Annotated in this window: 23 protein-coding genes; 10 read left to right on the top strand and 13 right to left on the bottom strand. The window is 72.8% G+C overall.

The genetic code is table 11. The features are described from left to right. Positions 1-96: 96 nt before the first annotated feature. Positions 97-1,455 carry a YibE/F family protein gene (locus tag ACGFH9_RS16715; protein ID WP_393219778.1) on the bottom strand — a complete coding sequence of 453 codons (1,359 nt, stop codon included), beginning with the start codon at positions 1,453-1,455 and terminating at the stop codon, positions 97-99. A gap of 579 nt (positions 1,456-2,034) precedes the next feature. Here ACGFH9_RS16715 and ACGFH9_RS16710 point away from each other — a divergent pair. Then, positions 2,035-2,427: a hypothetical protein gene (locus ACGFH9_RS16710; protein WP_393219776.1), complete on the top strand. Its 393-nt coding sequence runs from the start codon at positions 2,035-2,037 to the stop codon at positions 2,425-2,427. Positions 2,428-2,431: 4 nt separating this feature from the next. On the opposite strand, the gene ACGFH9_RS16705 is transcribed toward ACGFH9_RS16710, so the two are convergent. After that, the gene (locus ACGFH9_RS16705) at positions 2,432-2,728 is read right to left on the bottom strand and encodes a metal-sensitive transcriptional regulator (protein ID WP_393219774.1); all 297 of its coding nucleotides are present in this window, start codon (positions 2,726-2,728) and stop codon (positions 2,432-2,434) included. Between the two features lie 94 nt (positions 2,729-2,822). Here ACGFH9_RS16705 and ACGFH9_RS16700 point away from each other — a divergent pair, with 94 nt between their 5' ends. The 7 genes from ACGFH9_RS16700 (at position 2,823) to ACGFH9_RS16670 (ending at position 8,858) form a co-directional block, all read left to right on the top strand. Continuing rightward, positions 2,823-3,032: a heavy-metal-associated domain-containing protein gene (locus ACGFH9_RS16700; protein ID WP_393219771.1), complete on the top strand. Its 210-nt coding sequence runs from the start codon at positions 2,823-2,825 to the stop codon at positions 3,030-3,032. Between the two features lie 14 nt (positions 3,033-3,046). Then, positions 3,047-3,985: a hypothetical protein gene (locus ACGFH9_RS16695; protein ID WP_393219768.1), complete on the top strand. Its 939-nt coding sequence runs from the start codon at positions 3,047-3,049 to the stop codon at positions 3,983-3,985. A 12-nt stretch (positions 3,986-3,997) separates the two neighbouring features. Next, complete coding sequence (locus tag ACGFH9_RS16690; RefSeq protein WP_393219765.1) at positions 3,998-6,247, top strand: heavy metal translocating P-type ATPase; 2,250 nt, start codon at positions 3,998-4,000, stop codon at positions 6,245-6,247. 74 nt (positions 6,248-6,321) lie between these two features. Continuing rightward, positions 6,322-6,495, top strand: a complete 174-nt coding sequence (locus ACGFH9_RS16685) for a CsbD family protein (RefSeq protein WP_278150219.1) — start codon at positions 6,322-6,324, stop codon at positions 6,493-6,495. Between the two features lie 163 nt (positions 6,496-6,658). Further along, entirely contained in the window at positions 6,659-7,006 is a 348-nt protein-coding gene (locus ACGFH9_RS16680) for an ArsR/SmtB family transcription factor (RefSeq protein WP_393219762.1), read from the top strand. Further along, the gene (locus ACGFH9_RS16675; protein ID WP_355235144.1) at positions 7,003-7,272 is read left to right on the top strand and encodes a hypothetical protein; all 270 of its coding nucleotides are present in this window, start codon (positions 7,003-7,005) and stop codon (positions 7,270-7,272) included. Before ACGFH9_RS16680 ends, ACGFH9_RS16675 begins: the two co-directional genes overlap by 4 nt. 122 nt (positions 7,273-7,394) lie before the next feature. Continuing rightward, a complete protein-coding gene (locus ACGFH9_RS16670) occupies positions 7,395-8,858 on the top strand; it encodes an alpha/beta hydrolase (protein ID WP_393219759.1) in 1,464 nt (487 codons plus the stop codon). Positions 8,859-8,877: 19 nt separating this feature from the next. On the opposite strand, the gene ACGFH9_RS16665 is transcribed toward ACGFH9_RS16670, so the two are convergent. The 10 genes from ACGFH9_RS16665 to ACGFH9_RS16620 all read right to left on the bottom strand — a co-directional run bounded on the left by ACGFH9_RS16665 (position 8,878) and on the right by ACGFH9_RS16620 (position 18,800). Beyond that, complete coding sequence (locus ACGFH9_RS16665; RefSeq protein WP_393219756.1) at positions 8,878-10,131, bottom strand: RNA polymerase sigma factor; 1,254 nt, start codon at positions 10,129-10,131, stop codon at positions 8,878-8,880. Beyond that, entirely contained in the window at positions 10,128-10,484 is a 357-nt protein-coding gene (locus ACGFH9_RS16660; protein ID WP_393219970.1) for a YciI family protein, read from the bottom strand. Before ACGFH9_RS16660 ends, ACGFH9_RS16665 begins: the two co-directional genes overlap by 4 nt. A 147-nt stretch (positions 10,485-10,631) precedes the next feature. Further along, a complete protein-coding gene (locus tag ACGFH9_RS16655) occupies positions 10,632-11,882 on the bottom strand; it encodes a DUF2786 domain-containing protein (RefSeq protein ID WP_393219753.1) in 1,251 nt (416 codons plus the stop codon). A 128-nt stretch (positions 11,883-12,010) separates the two neighbouring features. Beyond that, on the bottom strand, positions 12,011-12,289 hold the full coding sequence (locus tag ACGFH9_RS16650) for a hypothetical protein (protein WP_393219751.1): 279 nt from the start codon (positions 12,287-12,289) through the stop codon (positions 12,011-12,013). Then, positions 12,286-12,600 (bottom strand): WXG100 family type VII secretion target, encoded by a 315-nt coding sequence (locus ACGFH9_RS16645; protein ID WP_393219748.1) that lies wholly within the window; start codon positions 12,598-12,600, stop codon positions 12,286-12,288. Before ACGFH9_RS16645 ends, ACGFH9_RS16650 begins: the two co-directional genes overlap by 4 nt. A gap of 3 nt (positions 12,601-12,603) precedes the next feature. Continuing rightward, positions 12,604-13,062 (bottom strand): YbaB/EbfC family nucleoid-associated protein, encoded by a 459-nt coding sequence (locus ACGFH9_RS16640; RefSeq protein ID WP_393219746.1) that lies wholly within the window; start codon positions 13,060-13,062, stop codon positions 12,604-12,606. Positions 13,063-13,152: 90 nt separating this feature from the next. Further along, on the bottom strand, positions 13,153-14,247 hold the full coding sequence (locus tag ACGFH9_RS16635; RefSeq protein ID WP_393219743.1) for a CaiB/BaiF CoA transferase family protein: 1,095 nt from the start codon (positions 14,245-14,247) through the stop codon (positions 13,153-13,155). A gap of 32 nt (positions 14,248-14,279) precedes the next feature. After that, positions 14,280-16,421, bottom strand: a complete 2,142-nt coding sequence (locus ACGFH9_RS16630; RefSeq protein ID WP_393219740.1) for a 3-hydroxyacyl-CoA dehydrogenase NAD-binding domain-containing protein — start codon at positions 16,419-16,421, stop codon at positions 14,280-14,282. 14 nt (positions 16,422-16,435) lie between these two features. Continuing rightward, a complete protein-coding gene (locus tag ACGFH9_RS16625) occupies positions 16,436-17,650 on the bottom strand; it encodes an acetyl-CoA C-acetyltransferase (protein ID WP_393219737.1) in 1,215 nt (404 codons plus the stop codon). Beyond that, a complete protein-coding gene (locus tag ACGFH9_RS16620) occupies positions 17,640-18,800 on the bottom strand; it encodes an acyl-CoA dehydrogenase family protein (RefSeq protein ID WP_393219734.1) in 1,161 nt (386 codons plus the stop codon). The genes ACGFH9_RS16625 and ACGFH9_RS16620 overlap by 11 nt, the downstream gene beginning before the upstream one ends. On the opposite strand from ACGFH9_RS16620, the gene ACGFH9_RS16615 reads away from it, so the two are divergent. Continuing rightward, positions 18,793-18,951, top strand: coding sequence for a hypothetical protein (locus ACGFH9_RS16615; protein ID WP_393219732.1), 159 nt, complete (start codon positions 18,793-18,795; stop codon positions 18,949-18,951). The two genes, ACGFH9_RS16620 and ACGFH9_RS16615, sit on opposite strands and share 8 nt — an antisense overlap. 86 nt (positions 18,952-19,037) lie before the next feature. On the opposite strand, the gene ACGFH9_RS16610 is transcribed toward ACGFH9_RS16615, so the two are convergent. Beyond that, entirely contained in the window at positions 19,038-20,189 is a 1,152-nt protein-coding gene (locus ACGFH9_RS16610; RefSeq protein WP_393219729.1) for a peptidoglycan recognition family protein, read from the bottom strand. A 237-nt stretch (positions 20,190-20,426) separates the two neighbouring features. Here ACGFH9_RS16610 and ACGFH9_RS16605 point away from each other — a divergent pair, with 237 nt between their 5' ends. Next, positions 20,427-21,071, top strand: coding sequence for a TetR/AcrR family transcriptional regulator (locus ACGFH9_RS16605; protein ID WP_393219726.1), 645 nt, complete (start codon positions 20,427-20,429; stop codon positions 21,069-21,071). Positions 21,072-21,185 lie beyond the last annotated feature (114 nt).

Below are 21,185 nucleotides of genomic sequence, written 5' to 3'. Positions count from 1 at the left end.
CCTGATGCAGACTAAAAGCGTCATTTCGCCATGGCGTTGAGTGACCAGTGACGCGGTTCTCAGGGCGGGTGCCCGATCCGGTCACGCTGAGGAGTGTCACCATGCCGTATCCGTGCTCCTGTTCGGCTCTGGCCACCCGGTGGTGGCGGTGGATGGGGGTGCGTTCCGCTGCGGATCGGACCCGTCGGCCCGACCCGCTGGCGGTGAACTGAGAGCGGCCAGCGCCTCCGCGCGGTCCGTGCGGGGGCGCGGTGGCGGGGCGTCCGCGTCGGACGTGCCCGTCGAGCCGGCCGCGGTCACGACCGCGGCCAGCCCGGTGGTGAGGGGTACGGCGGCGATCAGGCCGAGTGTGGCGACCGCGCTGCGGACGATCTCCTGTGCGAGGAACTCGCTGGTCAGGATCTGCCCGATCGGGCGTGTGTCGGCGGTGAGCAGGAGCAGCAGCGGCAGTGACGCGCCCGCGTACGCCAGGACGATGGTGTTGACCGTGGAGGCGATGTGCGCCCGACCGACCCGGGTGGCCGCCCGGTAGAGCTGGAGCCGGCTCAGCCCGGGGTTGGCGTTGGCCAACTCGGTGACGGTGGCGGCCTGGGTGACGGTCACGTCGTCGAGTACCCCGAGCGAGCCGATGATGATCCCGGCGAGCAGCAGGCCGCGTAGGTCCACATCGGCCTGGAACATCGAGAGCGTGGTGGCGTCCTCGCTGCCGAAGCCGGTGAGCTGGGTGGCGGCCGTGGCGATGGTCGCCAGCACGCCGGTGAGCACCAGGCTGCCCAGGGTGCCGAGCACCGCGACCGACGTCTGTGCGGTCACTCCGTGTGTCAGGTAGAGCACCACGAACATGATCAGGGCGGCGCCGACCACCGCCACCAGCAGCGGTGACCGGCCGGCGCCGATGGCGGGCAACACGAAGGTGAGCAGGATGGCGAAGCTGGCGGCCAGTCCGGCGAGCGCGGCCAGACCCCGCCACCGGCCGAACGCGACGATGGCGGCGGCGAAGACCACCACGAGCCACACCAGCGGGGTTCCGCGCTGGTGCTCGGCGATGTTCCAGGTGCTGGCGGCGGGATCGGTCGGATCGGTCAGCTTGACCAGGATGATCTCGTCGCCGACCTCGACGCGCGGTGCGCCGGGCCCGGCGGGGATGGGCGTGCTCACCTGCCGGCCGGCGCCCGGCCCGTCCTCGACGAGCACGTCCACGGTGCCGCACGGTCCGCTGGCCGGCGTGCCCTCCGGGCTGGCCGAGGGCGGGCACGGTTCGGTCACCACCCGGGTCACCGTGCCGTGGTGGCGGGGCACGTCGGTGCCGCCACCGTTCGACGGTGCGCCGTCTCGCGGCCACAGCACCAGCGCGGCCACGACGGTGGCCACGAAGAGCGGCACCACCATCGCGACGAGGATCCGTCGTACCCGGGGCGGGGCGGGCCGAGCGGAATGGCTGTGGTCGGAACCCAATGCGAGACTCCCAACGATCCGGTGCGGGGTACGTGCCGGCGGGCCGTCCGGTTCAGCTCCGCCGGACGAACGCGGTGCCGAGCGCCGCAATTCGTGGACTGACGATTCGACGGTCACGGACCGTGACCGGTGGGCCCGGTTGGTGGACAGCGGCGCGCGACCGGGGCGGCACCGGTGCCCGACTGTTCGGCGGGATCGGAGGGCTCATCGTCGCAAGATGCTAACCAGCGCGCCTGGGTGTCGCAGGTCGTGGCGGAGTGTCGGACGGTCGAACCGCTGACACCGCCCCGGCGGGGGGGGGCGGGATGGTGGAGTCATGCCCGCGCCACCACCCGACCCTGAGCCGCCCGATCACCGCCGGCACGCCGAGCGGCACGCCGGGCACGACCCGGCTCTCGACGGCGCTGGCGGCGCGGGGCGGCATCCTGGTCAAGGACCGGGTGGCGTTGGAGCGCATGCGGACCGTTGACGCGGTGCTCTTCGGCAAGACCGGCACTCTGACCCGGGGTGAGCATGCGGTCACCGACCTGGTGACGAGTCCTGGCGTGGGGCGGGACGAGGCGTTGCGGACAGCCGCCGGTGTGGAGTCCGACAGCGAGCATCCGCTGGCCGGCGATCGTGGCGGCGGCCGGGCCGGGTGGCCCGGCGCGGTCGCTGCCGGGCTGCGGGGTGCGGGGTGCGGGCCACCATCGACGGTACGGAGTACGCGGTGGGCGGACCGGCCCTGCTGCGCGAGCGGGTGGACCGCTGCCGGACGAGCTGCGGGAGGCGACCGGGCGCTGGTCGGCACGCGGTGCCGTGGTGCTGTACCTCCTGCGGCTGCCGGCCACCGTGCTCGGCGCGTTCGCGCTGACCGACGAGGTACGTCCCGAGGCCCGGCAGGCCATCGCCGAGCTGCGGGCCGCCGGCGTCGTGGTGGCGCTCAACGCCCAGTTGCTGCGCCGGGTACGCCTCGCACCGGAGCGGGAGTGACGGTTCAGCCGCGCTTCATCAGTCGGCCGACGGCAGCCATCATCTCGGTGGCCATCTCGTCGGCCCGGCCCTCGGCCGCCCCCTCGTGCATGCAGTGCCGGGCGTGCCCGTCGAGCAGGCCCAGGGCCACCTTGTCGAGCGCGGCCTGGATCGCGGAGATCTGGGTGAGCACGTCGATGCAGTAGCGGTCCTCGTCGATCATCTTCTCGATGCCCCGGACCTGCCCCTGGGCACGGCGGAGCCGCGCGAGCAGCTGGTCCTTGCTGGCGGTGTACCCGCGGATCGGGGTGGGAGCGGTCATAGCGACGAGGATAGCGTACCCCTGGGGGGTATGGTAACGTCCCTTCCTGCCCGATACCCCCACCGGGTACCGGTACGATGAGAGGCGAGGTTCGATGGTCGACACGACGTACCAGGTGCGGGGCATGACCTGCGGGCACTGCGTCAGCGCGGTCAGCGCCGAGGTGGGCGCGATCGTGGGCGTGCGTGACGTGCGGGTCGATCTCGCCTCCGGTCAGGTCACCGTCAGCAGCGAGCAGCCCGTGGACACCGAGGCCGTCCGGGCCGCGGTCGACGAGGCCGGCTACGACCTCGTCGAGGCGTGAGCGGAGGGCCCGGGATGACCACGGTGACCAGGTTGGGCGCCTTCGCCCTCGGCCTTGCGGCGATCTTCGGCGCGGCCTACGCGGTCGGTCGGGTGGTCGACCCGGCCAATCCGGTCGCGCAGAGCCGGCCTGAGGTCGTCCGCACCCCGAGTGACGAGACCTCCGACCTCGTTCCCGGCGGGTTGCTCGTCTCCGACCGGGGCTACACGCTCGGACCCGTCGTCGCTCCGGCCGGCGAGTTCGCGTTCCGGATCGACGGGCCGGACGGTCGGCCGGTGACCAGGTACGACGTGGCGCACGACAAGCGGATGCACCTGATCGTCGCCCGCCGGGACCTGTCCGGCTTCCGCCACGTCCACCCCGACCTGGCCCCGGACGGCACCTGGCGGGTCGACACCCCGCTGGCCGGTGCCGGGCAGTGGCGGGCGTTCGCCGACTTCACCCCGACCGGGGGTGAGCCGTTGACCCTCGGCGTGGACGTGGCCGTCCCCGGCGAGCCGACCGAGGCGCCACTGCCCGCCCCGGCGACCAGCACCACCGTCGACGGCTACACGGTCACCCTGGCCGGCGCGCCGCAGCCGGGCCGCACCTCGGCGCTCACCCTGACGGTGCGCCGCGCCGGGCAGCCGGTCACCGACCTGGAGCCCTACCTGGGGGCGTACGGGCACCTGGTGGCGCTGCGTCGAGGTGATCTCGCGTACCTGCACGTGCACCCGGACGGGACGCCTGGCGACGGGCGCACACCGCCCGGCCCCGCCGTCACCTTCCTCGCCGAGGTGCCCTCGTCCGGCACCTACCGGCTCTACCTCGACTTCCAGCACGCCGGGCGCGTGCACACCGCCGAGTTCACAGTGGTCGTCGGCACCTCCACCACCACGACCGCGCCCACCCCGAGCGGACCCGCGCCGACCGGGAGCGCCGACCACGGCACCCCCGGGCACGGGCACAACTGACGGGACCAGACGATGACCACCACCAGCAGACCGCTGCCCGAGGCACCGAACCGGATCGAACTGGCGATCGGGGGGATGACCTGCGCCGCGTGCGCCGCGCGGGTCGAGAAGAAGCTCAACCGGATGGACGGGGTCAGCGCCACCGTCAACTACGCCACCGAGAAGGCGACCGTCCGGTACGCCGACGACGTCACCCCGGACGACCTGATCGAGACCGTCCAGAAGACCGGTTACACGGCTGCGCTGCCGGCCCCGCCGACCGCCGAGTCGCCGGTGGAGGACCCGCTGCGCCTGCCGCGTACCCGGCTGTGGGTCTCGGCGGTCCTGAGCGTGCCGGTGGTCCTGCTCGCCATGGTCCCGCCCTGGCAGTTCGACTACTGGCAGTGGCTCTCGCTGACCCTGGCCGCCCCGGTGGTGGTGTGGGGTGGGCTGCCGTTCCACCGCGCGGCCTGGACCAACCTGCGGCACGGCGCGGCCACCATGGACACGCTGGTCTCGCTCGGCACGCTCGCGGCGTTCGGGTGGTCGCTCTGGGCGCTCTTCCTCGGCGACGCCGGCATGCCCGGCATGACCCACCCGTTCCGCTTCGCCATCAACCGCAGCGACGGCGCCGGCAACATCTACCTGGAGGCGGCCGCCGGGGTCACCGTGTTCATCCTGGCCGGTCGTTACTTCGAGGCCCGGTCCAAGCGGACCGCCGGCGCAGCCCTGCGCGCCCTCCTCGAACTCGGCGCGAAGGAGGTCGCGGTGCTGCGGGACGGGGTGGAGACCCTGGTTCCGGTGGACCGGCTCGCCGTCGGTGACCGGTTCGTGGTCCGCCCCGGCGAGAAGATCGCCACCGACGGTGTCGTCGACGAGGGCACGTCCGCCGTCGACGCGAGCATGTTGACCGGCGAGTCGGTGCCGGTCGAGGTCGCCCCCGGCGACGCCGTCGTCGGTGCCACGATCAACGCGGGTGGCCGGCTGATCGTCACCGCCACCCGGGTCGGCGCGGACACCCAACTGGCTCGGATGGCCGACCTGGTCGAGCAGGCGCAGAGCGGCAAGGCGGCCGTGCAGCGGCTCGCCGACCGGATCTCCGGGGTGTTCGTGCCGATCGTCGTCGCCCTGGCCGTGGGCACCCTCGGCTGGTGGCTCGGCACCGGTGCCGGCCCGACCGCCGCGTTCACCGCCGCCGTGGCCGTGTTGATCATCGCCTGCCCGTGCGCCCTGGGCCTGGCCACCCCGACCGCGCTGCTGGTCGGCACCGGTCGAGGCGCCCAGCTCGGTGTGCTGATCAAGGGGCCGGAGGTGCTGGAGTCGACCCGCCGGGTGGACACCGTCGTGCTGGACAAGACGGGCACCGTGACGACCGGCCGGATGACGCTGGTGGACGTGACGCCGGCCAGCGGCGAGGACCGGGAGGAACTGCTCCGGCTCGCCGGCGCGGTGGAGGCCGCCTCCGAGCACCCGATCGCCCGGGCCGTCGCCGCGGGCGCGGCCGAGGCGGGCGAGCTGCCCCCGGTGACCGGCTTCGCCAACCTCGAAGGGCTGGGCGTGACCGGCACGGTCGAGGAGCGCGTCGTGCTGCTCGGTCGGGTCCGGCTGCTGCGCGAACGCGGTGTCGACGTACCGCCGGAGGTCGCGTGGGCCGTGCGGGACGCGGAGGCGGCCGGTCGTACGGCGATCGTCGCGGGCTGGGCCGGGCGGGCCCGGGGTGTGCTCGCGGTCGCCGACGTGGTGCGGCCGACGAGTCGGGCGGCCGTGGCACGGCTGCGTGCCCTGGGGCTCACTCCGGTCCTCTTGACCGGCGACAACACCACCGTCGCCCGGGCGGTCGCCGCCGAGGTGGGCGTGGACGAGGTCATCGCCGGGGTGTTGCCGACCGGCAAGGTCGACGTGGTCAAGCGGCTCCAGGCGCAGGGGCGGTCGGTGGCGATGGTCGGCGACGGTGTCAACGACGCGCCCGCGCTGGCCCAGGCCGACCTCGGGCTCGCCATGGGCACCGGCACCGACGTGGCGATCGAGGCGTCCGACCTTACCCTCGTCCGGGGCGATCTGGACGCCGCGGTGGACGCCATCCGGCTGTCCCGGCGCACGCTCGGCATCATCCGGGGCAACCTGTTCTGGGCGTTCGGCTACAACGTGGCGGCTCTACCGCTGGCCGCCGCCGGGCTGCTCAATCCGATGATCGCCGGTGCCACCATGGCGTTCTCCTCGGTCTTCGTGGTGGCCAACAGCCTGCGGCTGCGCCGCTTCCGTTCGGCCGCTGCCGATCTGTGACGAACGCGATGGTTGGACCGGTGACGACCGGGGTACGTCTGAGTTCGTAGCGACGCTTGCGATGGAGGTTGGCAATGGGATTCGACGACAAGGTCAATAACGCCACCGAGGACGCGGCCGGCAAGCTGAAGGAAGGCGCCGGTCGGGCCACCGACAACGAGCAGCTCGAGGCCGAGGGTCGCGCCGACCAGTCGACGGCCAAGCTCAAGCAGGCCGGCGAGAAGATCAAGGACGCCTTCAAGAGCTGACGTACGACGTAACCCGCACGCCGGGCCGGTGATCATCACCGGCCCGGCGTGCTGTGTGTCCGGACCCTCCCGGCGACCCTGAGATCCCCCTGATTCCGCTTCCGTGCCGCACCGTCGTGCGGCAACACCTGCTAACTTTCCTTGGCATGTGCAAGGGCTGGTTATGAGCGCGGCGTCTCCGCCGACCGGCGACGACCTGGTCCGGATGTTGGCCACGCTGGCCAACCCGCACCGGCTGCGGGTCGTCGCCGCGTTGGCCCGCGAGCGCGCGTACGTCAGCGGGCTGGCCCGGCAACTGGGCATCAGCCGCGCGCTGTTGCAGGTCCACCTACGGAAGCTGGCGGCGGCCGGGCTGGTCACCGCCCGCATGGAGTTGTCGGAGGACGGGAAGGCCATGAACTACTACGAGGTGGAGCCCTTCGTGCTCACTCTCACCCCCGCGGTCATCGCGACGGCGGTCGAGACGCTGACCGTGCCCGATGTGGGCGAGCAGCCGGAGGCGCGGTCATGAGCGAGCACGACTGGACCGAGGTGGTCGGCGCGTTCGGGGTGTTCGCCCTGCTGATCAGCGTGTTCACGGTGACCGTCGTGCAGATCGCCAAGACCCGGCGAGCCCGGTACGAGGCGGACCGCGCGGACGACTACCGCAAGCTCGCCGAGACCGCCGCGCAGGCGCAGGCGGAGAACGCCCGACTGCTCGCCGCCATGGACGGCCGGTTGGGCGGGATGGAGACCCGGATGACCACGCTCGAACGCGTGCTGCGCGACGTCGACTGACCCCGCGCCTCAAGGCCCCGGGTCGTCGAGCGGCTACTCGACGACCCGGGTGGAAGCAGCATCACCTCGCCCCGAGGGCGAGTTTCACCGGCAACGCTCCTTCGAGGAGAGGACAGCACCTCATGCTGCGCGTACGCAAATCCGCAGTTGGTTGGGCGGTGGCCCTGGCACTCACGGCCGCCGGCCTGACCCCGGCGAGCCCGGCCGTCGCCCGACCCGTCATCGACTGGCATCCCTGCGTCCAGGACGCCCCCGACGAGGAGCCGGAGGCCCCGGCCGAGTGCGGCACCCTGTCGCTGCCGGTCGACTGGAACCGACCACGGGGGGAGCGCTTCGAGCTGGCGTTGGCTCGTCGGGTCGCCACCGACGCGAACGCCCGGCAGGGCGCGCTGGTCTTCGGCCCCGGAGGGCCGGGTGACAGCGGGGTCGACCGGGTGGTGAACGGCGTCTCCCGGTTCAGCGCCGACCTGCGCCGGCGATTCGACATCGTCAGCTTCGACCCGCGCGGCACCGGTGGGAGCCACCCGGTGCGCTGCGCACGGGACCTGCTCGGCCGGCAACCCCAGGTGATCGCCGACGAGGCCCAGTTCGACGTCACCCTGGCCACCAACGCGCTGCTACGCGCCGACTGCCGGGCCCGCACGGGCGCGCTCTACGACCACGTCGACACCACCAGCGCCGCCCGTGACCTGGACGCGGTCCGCGCCGCGCTCGGTGAACGACAGCTCACCTTCCACGGCAGCTCGTACGGCACCCTGCTCGGGCAGCGGTACGCCGAGCTGTTCCCCTCCCGGGTGCGGGCCATGGTCCTGGAGGCCGCGATGGACCACAGCCTCGACACCCGCGCGTTCCTCGACGCCCAGGCCGTGACCGCCGAGGACGCGTTCGACGAGTTCATCGCCTGGTGTGACCGGTCCGCCGACTGCGTCCTGCACGGGCGGGACGTGCGGGCGCTCTGGGCCGGACTGCACGCGCGTGCCGAGCGCGGGACGCTTACCGATCCGGACCGCGCCGGGGCCGCACTGCCACCGTTCGAGCTGAGCCGCCTCGCCCACAAGAAGCTCTACGACACGTGGCGGTGGCCGGGGCTCGCGCAGTGGATCGGCGAGCTGGAGAGGCCGGCGACCGCGGGCGTCACCGCGCTGGCGGACGACGCCGTCGTCCCGTACCCCTTCGCGGTCTTCTGCCAGGACTGGAGCCTGCCGGTCCGCGACTACCGGGAGTACGCCGGGCTGCTGCGCCGCAGCACCCGGCTCGCGCCCGACCTGCGCTACCCACCGGCGCTGTTCGCCCTGGTCACCTGCCTCGGCACGCCGACGCCGGTCGCCAACCCGCAACACCGACTGCGGGTACGCACCGACGTGCCGCTGCTGATCGCCGCCACCGTGCACGACCCGGCGAGCGGTTACGTCTGGGCACGCGAGGTGGCCCGACAGTTGGGCCGGCACGGGGTGCTGCTCACCTACCAGGGCTGGGGGCACGGCAGCTACACCACCAGTCCGTGCGTGGGTCGGGCCGTCGACGCCTACCTGCTCGATGCGGTCGTGCCGGCGCGGGGCACGACCTGCCCGGCGGTCGACGTCTGATGTGCGGGCGGCGCGGCGGTCACCGCCGCGCCGCCAGTCGGGCGGCCCGCAGCTCCAGATACCGCTGCTCGGGCAGGCTCGTGGTGCCGCGCGCCGCAGCCAGGTACGCCTCCCGCGCCGCGGCCGGCTCGCCGGCCAGCTCCAGCAGGTGCGCCCGGACGGCCGTGAGCCGGTGGTGCCCGGCCGTACGCTCGTCGGCGTCCAACGGGGCGAGCAGGGCGAGCCCCGCCCGGGGTCCGTCCACCATGGCGACCGCGACCGCCTGGTTGAGCGTGACCAGCGGGTTCGGGGCGATCCGACCCAGCAGGCGGTAGAGCGCGACGATCTGCCGCCAGTCCGTCTCCGCTGCCGTCGACGCCTCCGCGTGCACGGCGGCGATGGCCGCCTGGAGCTGGTACGGCCCGGGCGGCGACCAGGTCAACGCCTCGGTGATCAGCGTGATCCCCTCCGCGATGGCGGCCGCGTCCCACCGGGAGCGGTCCTGTTCCGTCAGCGGCACCAGCTCCCCGTCCGGGCCCACCCGCGCCGCCCGGTGCGAATCGGTGAGCAGCATCAGCGCCAGCAGTCCGGTCACCTCGCCGTCGTCGGGCAGCAGCCCGTGCAGGACGCGGCCGAGCCGGATCGCCTCGGTGGTCAGCTCGGCCCGGCGCAGATCCGGTCCGCTCGACGCGGTGTACCCCTCGTTGAAGATCAGGTAGAGCACCCGCAGCACCGTCCGCAGCCGCTCCTCCCGCTCGGCCGGTCCGGGCAGCGCGAAGCGGCCGCCGGCCGCCTCGATCCGCTGCTTGGCCCGCCGGATGCGCTGGCTCATCGTCGCCTCCGGCACCAGGTGCGCCCGGGCGATCTGGGCGGTGCTGAGACCACCCACCGCGCGCAGCGTGAGCGCGACCTGCGCCGAGGGGGCCAGCGCCGGATGGCAGCAGAGGAACAGCAGGGTCAGGGTGTCGTCCGCGTCCGGCACCGCCGGCTCGGCGTCCGCCGGAGGCGCCACCTGGGCGTACGCCGGCTCGCGCAGCGCCACCGCGACCTCACGCTGGCGGCGGGCGCTCTCGCTGCGCCACTCGTCGGTGAGCCGGCGGGTCGCCACGGTGAGCAGCCAGGCGCGCGGGTTGTCCGGTACGCCCTGCCCGGGCCACTGCGTCGCGGCAGCGAGCAGCGCCTCCTGGACCGCGTCCTCGCACCTGTCGAACTGGCCGTGCCGGCGGACCAGCAGGCCGAGGACCTGCGGCGCGAGTGTGCGCAGCAGATCCTCGACCGTCCGGTCGTCGGTCACATCTCCGTCCCGGCCTCGTCCATGATCGGTCGAACCTCCATCGCGCCACCGAAGCGCACGTCCGGCCAGCGGGCGGCGATCTCGGCGGCCCGCTGCGGGCTGTCGCAGTCCACGGCCAGGTAGCCGGCGAACTGCTCCTTGCTCTCCATGAACGGCCCGTCGACGACCTCGGGTTGACCGTTGGCGAGCCGGACCGTCTGCGTCTGCGACGGGTTGGCCAGCGCCTGGCCGCCGATCAGCTCACCGGTCTCGGTCAACTCCTTCATGATCTCGTCGACCTCGCCGAACAGGGCGGTGCGGTCCTCTCCGGTCAGCCCCTCGGTGAAGCCGGGCCGGTTCCAGATCAGCAACATGTACTTCACGGCGATGCTCCTCGACTACTGGTCGCGCCCCGGCTGGGGTGCGCCTCACCGGAGGGTCGGAGCCGTCAGCCCGTTCCCTACCGCGTATCGAAGAAGATCGCAGAAACTTCCGGCCGTGAGGTTCCCACGCCGGTCGGATCAGGGTCGGCCCGGCACCTGTCGGGGCTTCCGGCCAGTGCCGACGTCCAGGGACGCCCGGTCGGCGGCCGAGGTGCCCGACGACCAACCCTCGGCGTCGCGCACGCTGAGTCGGTGCCGCGTGACGCCGGGGAACAGCGTCTCCAGCCGCTCCCGCACCGCCTCGCCCCGCGCGGCGAGCACCGGCAACAGCCGATCCGACCCGGCTGGCGTCTGACCCGCCTCCTCGGTCGCCGCGTCCGTGGCCGCGCGCAGCCGCTCACCGATCCGCAGCGCGAACGCGTTCAGGAAGGACTCGTCCCACACCTTCGTCCGGCGGCCCGACCCCGGCCGACGCTCGGCACGCCCGCGCAGCATCGCGGCCGTCGCCTGCACCAGTAGCGAGGTGTAGAGCAGCTCCACCGCCACCAGATCGGCCGGCCAGCCCAACACGGTCGTGAAGCCGAGGTCGTCGGACCAGACCGCCTCGCACCGGTTCGCCGCCGCCACCTCCTGCACCAGCAACGCCTTCGCCCCCGCGTACGGGCTCTCGACGCCCAGGCGTACCCCGCTCGGCAGGTCGCCCCGCTCGGTGCCGGCGGCCAGCAGCGCCTCGTCGATGCTGTGCCGGGCGATCAGCTCCTGCGCCTTGCCGGTCAACGCCTCCGCCTCGGCCGGGAAGGTGGTCGACTCGGCCTTCGCCAGCAGCGCGCGTACCCGGTCCAGCATCGGCGACCCGCTGCGGGCCGTGCCGGCGGCGCGGGGGAGCGCCGTCCCGGTCGAGCCCGGCGGCGAGCGTAGCACCGCGACCGGCGGCAGGCTCTCCACCAGAGCGAGGACGTCGACAGCCGCGCGCAGCGCGTCGACCCGGTCCAGCCCCTCCTCGGCCGTCCAGGTGGCCAGCAGGTTCTGGCGGTCGTCCCGACCTGCGGCGGCCAGCGCGCGAAGCTGGTCGTCCCACCAGTCGGGGACCGGCTCGGCCTGCTCGCGTCGTTGCGCGGCCAGCGCGTCGCGGACCAGCCGGGCCGCCCGGGCGTCGAGCCGGCGCAGGGCGATCCGGTGTACGTCGACCGGCTGCCAGCCGCGCCGCCAGAGCTGTCCGAGGCCGCGGACCAGCCGAAGCGCCAGGGCGGCGTCCACCGCCGTGCCGCCGTCCGCCGCGCCGGTGCCGACCATCAGCCGGTCCAGGTGGCGTTCCGCCTGGCGTACGTCGGTGCTGCGCACCGCCGCCAGCGCGTCGGCGACGAGTTCGTCCGCGTCCGGCACGGGCATCTCCTTTGTCAGAGGCCGTGCCGCCGGCCGCAAGATCCACACGAGATCGCTGATGTCGCGGTATACCGGCCAGTCGGATAGCCCGATATCGACGATCTCGTGTCGATCTTAGCGTCGGACGTTCGTGATCAGGACCGGGACGGCCCGGAAACCAGCGCGGCCGACAGCCGGCGGAAGAACGCGCGGATGTCGTCCTCGCTGTGCGGCGTCCCGGCCTGGTCGTTGAGGGGGCCCTCGTAAGGCAGCGCCTGGTCGAGTGCGTCCCGGGTCTCGGCCCGGTCGCCCGGGTAGAGCCCGGCGGCGACGCCCTCGACGACCCGGGTCACCACCGCGTCGTCGAGCGACCTGTCGAACTGGACCCCGTAGAGGATCCCGTTGACGTGGCCCTTCCACCGGTCCGCACTCATGCTCGCCCGGTGAAGAGTTCGGCGTTGGCGAGGTCGGTCGCCTCGTGCGCGTCGGCGCTGAGGTCGAGCTTCTCCGCGGTCTCCGTCAACTGGTCGGCCATCGACCGGTAGACGTCGAGCGCATGCGTCAGGACCTCGACGTACACAGCGCCGAAGAGCGACCCCGGTTCGTCGGCGCCCCACGGGTTACCCGAGCCGTTCACCGTCGATTCGAGGCCGCTGACCGCCTCGCCGAGTTGCTGCCCGGTCGCCCCGAGCGACGCCGCGGCGGCGTGCAGCGCGTCGACGTCCACCTCGATTCCGTCGGTCATGGCTCAGCGACGATCCATCCGGCGGGTGGCCGCGTCCAGGTCACCGATCATCTGGTTGAAGCCGCGGAACGCCTGCTCCGAGACGCGTTCGAGCTGCTGGGTCAGGGCGGCGCTGTCGACCTGCGCCCCGGCCGTCACCTCGGCCCGGCGGGCACGCTCGTCGGCCTGTGCCGCCTGCACCGCCTCCAGGACGTACTCGGAGATCACGGTCGTGCCGGCCCGGGACAGGCTCGGGTCGATCGTCAGGCTCCGCAGGGCCCCGAAGGCGGCGACCTCCGCCTCGACGAGGCCGTCCCCGCCGGTGCCCCGACCCACCATCTCCTCGGCGGAAGGCGCTGACGCGTCGGCCTGCCCGTCCGCGTCGCCGGACTGTGCCGCGACCGCGCCCGACGCCTGGCTCAGCAGGCGCATCGCCTCTTCGAGCGAACGGCTCAGGCCGGACGGATCGATCCCACTCGCCATGCTCGTCCCCCTCGGTCCGCGATCCACCGTCGGTGCACGACCGTACCAACGCGCCCCACCGTCCGGCTGCCCCGCAGGTCAGCGGTGGATCTACCGCCAGGCGGTCAGGATCTCCTCGACCGGTGCGACGTCCCGCTCCGGGTCGGGGGCCGGCACCGGCGGGTCCGTCGGCGTACGGTCGAAGCGCGGTGCCGGTGCCGGCTGGACCTCGCCGGCCACCTCGACGAACGTCCCCCGGGCCGCGTTGTGCGGGTGCCGGTGCGCCTCGCCGGGAGCGAGCACCGGAGCGACGCAGGCGTCCAGGTCGGCGAAGACCGCCGTCCACTCGTCCCGCGTCCGCTCGGCGAACCGTTCGGTGAACCGCCTGCGCAGCTCGTCCCAGCCGCGCGGGTCGTACTGGTCGGGCAGGTCCGCGTCGGCGAGGCCCAGACCTGTCAACAGCTCCGCGTAGAAGGCCGGCTCCAGCGCCCCGACCGCCACGAAACCGCCGTCGGCGGTGGCGTACGTGTCGTAGAAGGGCGCCCCGCCGTCGAGCAGGTTCCGACCGCGCGGAGCCGACCACAGGCCGGTGCCGAGCAGCCCGTGCAGGAACGAGGTGAGCAGCGCCGAACCGTCCACCATGGCCGCGTCGACGACCTGGCCGACGCCCGAGCGTTCCCGTTCGAGCAGCGCGGCCAGCACGCCCACGGCCAGCAGCATGCCGCCGCCGGCGAAATCACCGATCAGGTTCAACGGCGCGTGCGGGCGCTCACCCGCCCGGCCGATCGGTTCCAGCGCACCGGCGAGCGCGATGTAGTCGATGTCGTGCCCCGCCCGAGCGGCCAGCGGGCCGTCCTGACCCCAGCCGGTCATGCGGGCGTACACCAGTCGTGGGTTGCGGTTCCAGCAGACGTCCGGGCCGAAGCCGAGCCGTTCGGCAACCCCCGGCCGGTACGCCTCGACGAGCACGTCCGCCCGCTCGACGAGGCGCAGCAGGTCCGCCACACCTGCCGGGGACTTCAGGTCCAGCGCCGTGAGCCGCCGACCGCGCTGCAACGGGCCGCCGCTCGGTGCGGCCAACCGGCCGGCACCCGGGCCGCCGGGCCGGTCCACCCGCACCACGTCCGCACCGAGGTCGGCGAGCACCATGCAGCCGAACGGCGCCGGAGCGAGACTGGCCAGCTCGACCACCCGCACGCCGGCCAACGGCCCACCCCGCGACGACCCGCCCGCCACGCTCACACGACACCGACCGGTGCGGCGAGACGGTCGACCAGGTCGCCGGGGGGCGTGAACCGGTCGCCGTAGCGGTCGGCCAACTCGCTGGCACGGGCCGTGAAGCCGGCCGGCCCACCCGCGTACTGCCGGACGTACCGGACCACGCCGCCGGTCCAGGCGGGAAAGCCGATGCCGAAGATCGAGCCGATGTTGGCGTCGGTCTCGGTGCGCAGCACCCCTTCGTCGAGGCAGCGCAGCGCGTCCAGCGCCTCGGCGAAGAGCATCCGCTCCTGGAGGTCGGTGAACGGCACCGCCCGCCCCGCATCGGTGGTCAGATCGGCCAGCCCCGTCCACAGTCGACTCCGGGTGCCGCCGTCGTAGGAGTAGAGGCCGCGCCCGCCAGCCCGGCCCGGCCGGTCGTACGCGTCGACCAGCTCGTCGACGAGCCGATGCGCCGGCAGCGGCCGGTACTCGTCGCTGGCGGCCTCGAACTGGCGGCGGATGCGCTGGATGAGGGTGAGGCTCACCTCGTCGGCCAGAGCCAGCGGCCCGGTCGGATAGCCGGCCTGGAGAGCGGCCTGCTCCACCGACGCGGCGGGGACGCCCTCGGCGACCATGCCGACCGCCTCGTCGATGAACCTGCCGATCACCCGGCTGGTGAAGAAGCCCCGGCCGTCGTTGACGACGATCGGGGTCTTGCCGATCCGTCGGCCCAGGTCGAAGGCCCGCGCCAACGCCACGTCCCCGGTCTGCTCGCCGACCACGATCTCCAGCAGCGGCATCCGGTCCACGGGCGAGAAGAAGTGCATGCCGATGAAGTCGGCCGGCCGGTCCGCCCCCTCGGCCAGCCCGGTGATCGGCAGCGTGGAGGTGTTGGAGGCGAGCAGCGCGGCCGGTGCGAGCACCGGCAACACCTCGGCGAAGACCTTCTTCTTCAGGGCCGGGTCCTCGAAGACCGCCTCGATGACGGCGTCGCAGCCCGCCAGGGCGTCCACCCGGTCGGTGGTGGTGATCCGGTCCAGCACCGCCTTGGCGTCCGCCTCGGTGGCGCGGCCCTTGCGGACCCGGCGGGCCAGCAACGCCTCGGCGTGCTCGCGGGCCCGACCGGCGGCCTCCGGCGACACGTCCCGGACGACCACGTCCAGTCCGGCAGTGGCACAGGCGTACGCGATGCCCGCGCCCATCATGCCGGCCCCGAGCACCGCCACCCGCCGCACCGGCGGTACGTCCACGCCCGGTCGGGCCGCGCCGCCGTTGACGGCCTTCAGGTCGAAGAAGAACGCGCCGATCATGTTCTTCGCGACCTGCCCGGTGAGCAGGCCGACGAGGTGCCGGGTCTCCACGGTCAGGGCGGTCTCCAGGTCGACCTGCGCGCCCTCGACGGCGGTGGCCAGGATCGCCTCGGGCGCGGGCAGCCGAGCCCCCTTGAGCTGCTTGCGCAGGGTGGCCGGGAACGCGGGCAGTTGCGCGGCCAGCGAGCGGCTGGCCGGGGTGCCGCCGGGCATCCGGTAGTCCGGCCGGTCCCACGGCTGCTGTGGGTGCGGGTTCGCGGCGATCCAGGAGCGGGCCCGGTCCAGCATCTCGGCGGGCGTGGTGACCACCTCGTCGACGATCCCGATGGCCAGGGCGTCGGCCGGTCGCATCCGCCGGCCGGTGAGCAGCACCGTGGTCAGCGCACCGGCCAGGCCGAGCATCCGTACCGTCCGGGTGACCCCACCGGCACCGGGCAGCAGGCCCAGGGTCACCTCGGGCAGCCCGAGCCGACTGCCGGGCGCGTCCAGCGCGATGCGGTGGTGACAGGCGAGCGCGATCTCCAGGCCACCGCCGAGTGCCGAGCCGTTGACCGCGGCGACCACCGGACGACCCAGCGTCTCCAGACGGCGCAGGTCCCGCTTGATGGTGGTGAGCAGGTCTGCCAGGGCAGGTGCGTCGGCGCGGGTCGCTTTGATCATCTCGGGCAGGTCGCCACCGGCGAAGAACGTCGACTTCGCGCTCGTCACGATGACGCCGACGAGGTCGGGTTCGACCTCCAACCGGTCGAGCGCTGCGCTCATCGACGCGACGTACGCCCGGTTCATGGTGTTCGCGGACTGGTCGGGGTCGTCCAGGGTGAGCGTGACGATCCCGTCGGGGCCGCGCTCGTACCGGATGGTGTCGGTCATGGTCGTCCTCCCGGTCAGCAGCGCTCGAGAACGGTGGCGACGCCCATGCCGCCGCCGATGCACAGGGTCACCACGGCACGGTGCAGGTCGCGGCGTTCCAACTCGTCCAACGCCGTACCGAGCAGCATCGCCCCGGTCGCGCCGAGCGGATGGCCGAGGGCGATCGCCCCGCCGTTGACGTTCACCCGCTCGGGGTCGAGGCCCAGGTCACGGACGTACTTGAGCACCACGGCGGCGAACGCCTCGTTGATCTCGAACAGGTCGATGTCGTCGAGGGTCAGCCCGGCGACGGCGAGCGCCTTGCGGGTGGCCGGGATCGGGCCGGTCAACATCAGTGTCGGGTCGGCACCGGTGACCGCCGCGCCGACGATCCGGGCGCGCGGAGTGAGGCCGAGGTCCCGGCCGACCTCGCCCGAGCCGATCAGCACCAACGCCGCGCCGTCCACGATGCCGGACGAGTTGCCCGCGTGGTGGACGTGCTCGATGGCCTCCAACCAGTGGAACTTCTGCAACGCGACCGCGTCGAAGCCGGCCGCCTCGCCCAACGTGGCGAACGAGGGGGTCAGTCGGGCCAGCGTCTCCCGGGTGGTCTCCGGGCGGGGGTGCTCGTCCACGGTGAGGATGTCCAGCCCGTTGCCGTCGCGGACCGGCACCACCGAACGGGCGAAGTGACCCCCGGACCACGCCTTGGCGGCCCGCTCCTGCGACCGCACCGCGTAGCCGTCCACGTCGTCGCGGGTGAACCCCTCGATCGTGGCGATCAGGTCGGCGCTGACGCCCTGCGGCACGAACGACGTGGCCAGCGCGGTCTGCGGGTCGGTGGCCCAGGCCGCGCCGTCGGAACCCATCGGCACCCGGGACATCGACTCCACCCCGCCGGCGAGCAACAGGTGTTCCCAGCCGGACCGGATCCGCGCTGCGGCGGAGTTGACCGCCTCCAACCCCGACGCGCAGAACCGGTTGAGCTGCACCCCACCCACCTCGTCCGGCAGCCCCGCGAGCAGCGCGGCGGCACGCGCCAGGTCACCGCCCTGCTCGCCGATCGGCGTGACGATGCCCAGCAGCAGGTCCTCCAACCGGCTCACGTCCAGGCCGGGGTTGCGCTCGCGCACCGCGTCGATCAGGCCCACCACCAGGGAGATCGGCTTGACCCCGTGCAGCGCTCCGGTGTCCCGGCCGCGTCCGCGCGGGGTGCGGACCGCGTCATAGACGTACGCCTCAGAGGGCACGGGCGATCAACTCCTTCATGATCTCGTTGGTGCCGCCGTAGATCTTCTGCACGCGGGCGTCGGCGTACATCCGGGCGATCGGGTACTCCGTCGTGTAGCCGTAGCCGCCGAAGATCTGGAGGCACCTGTCGACGACCTCGCACTGCCCGTCGGTGAGCCACGACTTCGCCATCGCCGCCGTAGCCAGGTCCAGGTCGGCGCGGGTGTGCCGGACGATGCAGTCGTCCAGGAAGACCCGACTGACCCGGGTGCGGGTGGCGCACTCCGCGAGCACCATCCGGGTGTTCTGGTGCCCCATCAGCGGCTTGCCGAAGGCGGTGCGCTCCTTGGCGTACGCGACGGTCAGCTCGACCGCCCGCTCCATGACCGCCACCGCACCGACGCCGATGACAAGGCGCTCCTGCGGAAGCTGCTGCATCATCTGGACGAAGCCCAGCCCCTCCGCGCCACCGAGCAGGTTGGCCGCCGGCACCCGGAACTCGTCGAAGAACAGCTCGGCGGTGTCGTTGGCGTGCAGCCCGATCTTGGACAGCAGCCGGCCGCGACGGAACCCCTCGGGGTCACCGCCCACCTCGCAGACCAGCAGGGAGATGCCCGAGGCCCGCTGCTCGGGGTCGGTCTTGACCGCCACGATCACCAGGTCGGCCAGGCCGCCGTTGGTGATGAACGTCTTCGCGCCGCTGACCAGGTAGTCGTCCCCGTCACGGACCGCCCAGGTCCGCATCGCCTGAAGGTCCGAGCCACCGTCGGGCTCGGTCATCGCGATCGCGCCCACCAGCTCACCGCTGCACAGGCCGGGCAGCCACCGCCGCTTCTGCTCCTCGCTGCCGTACGCCACGAGGTAGCCGGTGACGATTCCACTGTGCACGGCCAACCCGAGGCTGCCCTCCCCGGCGTACGCCTGCTCGTGCAGCACGATGGCCTCGTGGGTGAAGTCGCCGCCCCCGCCGCCGTACTCCTGGGGGACGGACAGGCCGAGCAGCCCCAGCTCACCGGCGCGCCGGTAGTGCCCGCGGTCCGGATGCCCCTGCGCCAGCAGGCGGTCGGTGTGCGGCAGCACCTCCTTGGTGAAGAAGGCGCGGGCCAACTCGGCCAGGTCGTCGTGCTCTGGTTCGCGCCAGGGCGAGGGGGAGCCATCGGGCGTGGACATGTCCATCACCCTCGCGCCCTGTTGGCGGCATGTCAATAAGCCCCCCGACGCGTTGATCGACCCCAACCCCGTCAACGCGGCGCTCTACTCCCAGACGTCAAACCTGCGGCACCTCGGCCGACACCTGGTCCGTCGTCGACGGCTCCGGTGATCACTTGATGCTCACCAGTTGCCAGAGCGTTCCTTGAACTGGTGAGCATCAAGCGATCACTACCCGGAACGGGCGCGGGTGACCTGTCAGTGGTGCTTGGCCGGCGTCGGGAACTGACTCAGCAGCACCGCCACCTCCTGACGCAGAGCGCCGAGGTAGGGGTGGAAGGCGTCGCCGGGGCACTCGGTCGGGTCGGCCCCGATGGTCGCCCAGTCCCGGTGACCGGAGATGACGTCGACCTTGCCACTCGCACCGCTGACCGGGTTGACGTAGTTGGTCCGCGCGCCGGGGGCGAGCCGGCCCGCGGCGGCGAGGCCCGCCAGGACGAACACCAGTGACCGGTGCGCCGCTGCGCTGGGCTGGCGGGACGTGAACCGGCCCAGCAGGCAGATGCCGATGTTGCCGGCGTTGTAGCCACCGACGTGCGCCGCGTTGACCATGAGTGGTCGACCGTCGCTGCCGAGGCCCGGCCCGTACACCGGGAGGGGGCCGGGGTCGGAGTACTTGCCCTCGTAGATCCGTCCCGCCTCGTCGATCAGCAGGTGGTAGCCGATGTCGCCGAACTCCTGCAGGACGCACTGGTCGTAGTAGATGGCCCGGACCGTCGCGGCCGGGTCCGGGTCCTCGTTGTGCTCGTACACGCCGCTGTGGTGGACCGTCAGCGTCTGCACCGGGAAGAACTCGGCCGGCCAGAGTTCGCTGCCGTCGTCGGCGAAGCGGAGCGACTCGTCAGCGCCCCAGCGGGCTCGGGGCAGGTACGTCGGCTTTCGGCCACCTCGCGGAACCGGCAGGCTGTTCGTCTGCGGGTTCGCAACAGTCCGCCGGGGCCCGTCGACCATGTTCAGTTCGGCCACGGTGGCGTCGGAGCCGTCGGCGACCTGGACCTCGTACGCGGTGGCGCCGTTGGCGACCACGACGTTCGAGCGGGCCGAGGCCCGGCCGCCGTCGCGGCCGTTCTGGCACGCGTTCAGCTCCAGCCAGTCACTCCACACCGTGCCGGTACGCAGGCGCACCGCCGCCGAGGGGCCGCCGTGCCTGATGGACAGGTGGGTCAGCGGGATGGCCGGAGAGGTCACCACGGTCCTGCTCATCAGTCGCCCGCGCGGGGCGGCCAGCGGCGACGTCACTTCGGTGGCGGTGGACGGTGCGGCCACCGCCGACCCGGCGAACGTGCCGGCGGTCGACAGGCCCACCGCCGCGCCGGCCGCGCCGTAGAGGACTCGACGTCGAGAAACCACAATCGTGCTCCCTTGCTCGATGCTCCGGGCGTTCCAGCCGATGTGCCGGCCGTCGGCCCGGGCCGTGGTGCCCTGGCGGACCCTTCGGGCACACCGCCAGGATGGGGCGTTACTCAGGCTAAAGCGGCACTCTGGACAAGTGGTTGATGAGCAATGGAGAGTCGCGTCAATTGATTACTCCACGTGATCAGTGCGAGGGCAGCGGCCGGCCTGGAAGTTGCCGCTAGGGTCGGGCAGATGAGTGTCGAGACCGCTCCTCGCCGTCGCCGGCTGGAGCCGGACGCCCGGCGCGGCCAGATCCTGGCCTGTGCGGTCCGGCTGTTCGGCGAGCGGCCGTACGCCGACGTGTCGACCACCGACGTGGCCCGGGAGGCGGGCGTCGCCCGAGGGCTGGTCAACCACTACTTCGGCACCAAGAAGGACCTCTATCTGGAGGTCGTCCGGGTCATGGTGACGATCCCGGAGGTCGCCCTCGAACGGCTGCCCAAGGGCGACCTGCGGACGCGGGTCGACGCCAGCGTCTCGTGGTTCCTCGACGTGGTGTCCCGGCACAGCACGTCCTGGCTGGCGGCCGTCACCGCACGGGGCATGGGTGGCGACGCCGACGTGGAGCGGGTGCTCGCCGAGGCCGAGGAGGTCGCCGCGGACCGGATGCTCGTCGCCGTCGGGCTGGCCGACGAAGCCGAGGACCACGAGGAATTGCGGGGGATGGTCCGGGCGTACTGCGGGCTGGCCACGTCGACGGCCCGTGAATGGCTTCAGCGTGGCGCGCTGACCCGCGCCCAGGTACACCTGCTGCTCACCACCACGCTGCTGACCATCGTCGAACAGGTCATCCCGCAGGTCATCGCCGGAGACGACGCGCGACACGGGCGTGACTGAACAGGTCGTACCCCGGCTCAGACCGTGTGTCGTTTGGGGTTGTTGGAGTGCAAGGTCATTCGTTGAGCTGGTGTGAGCGACGTGGAGAAGTACTGCCCGGACGCGTTGTGGCAC

Origin of the sequence: Micromonospora sp. NPDC049102 (assembly GCF_043197485.1) — a bacterium.
Taxonomy (GTDB): Bacteria; Actinomycetota; Actinomycetes; order Mycobacteriales; family Micromonosporaceae; genus Micromonospora.
Note: the sequence above shows the minus strand (reverse complement) of the source record. Positions and strands in the feature narration are given on the sequence as shown.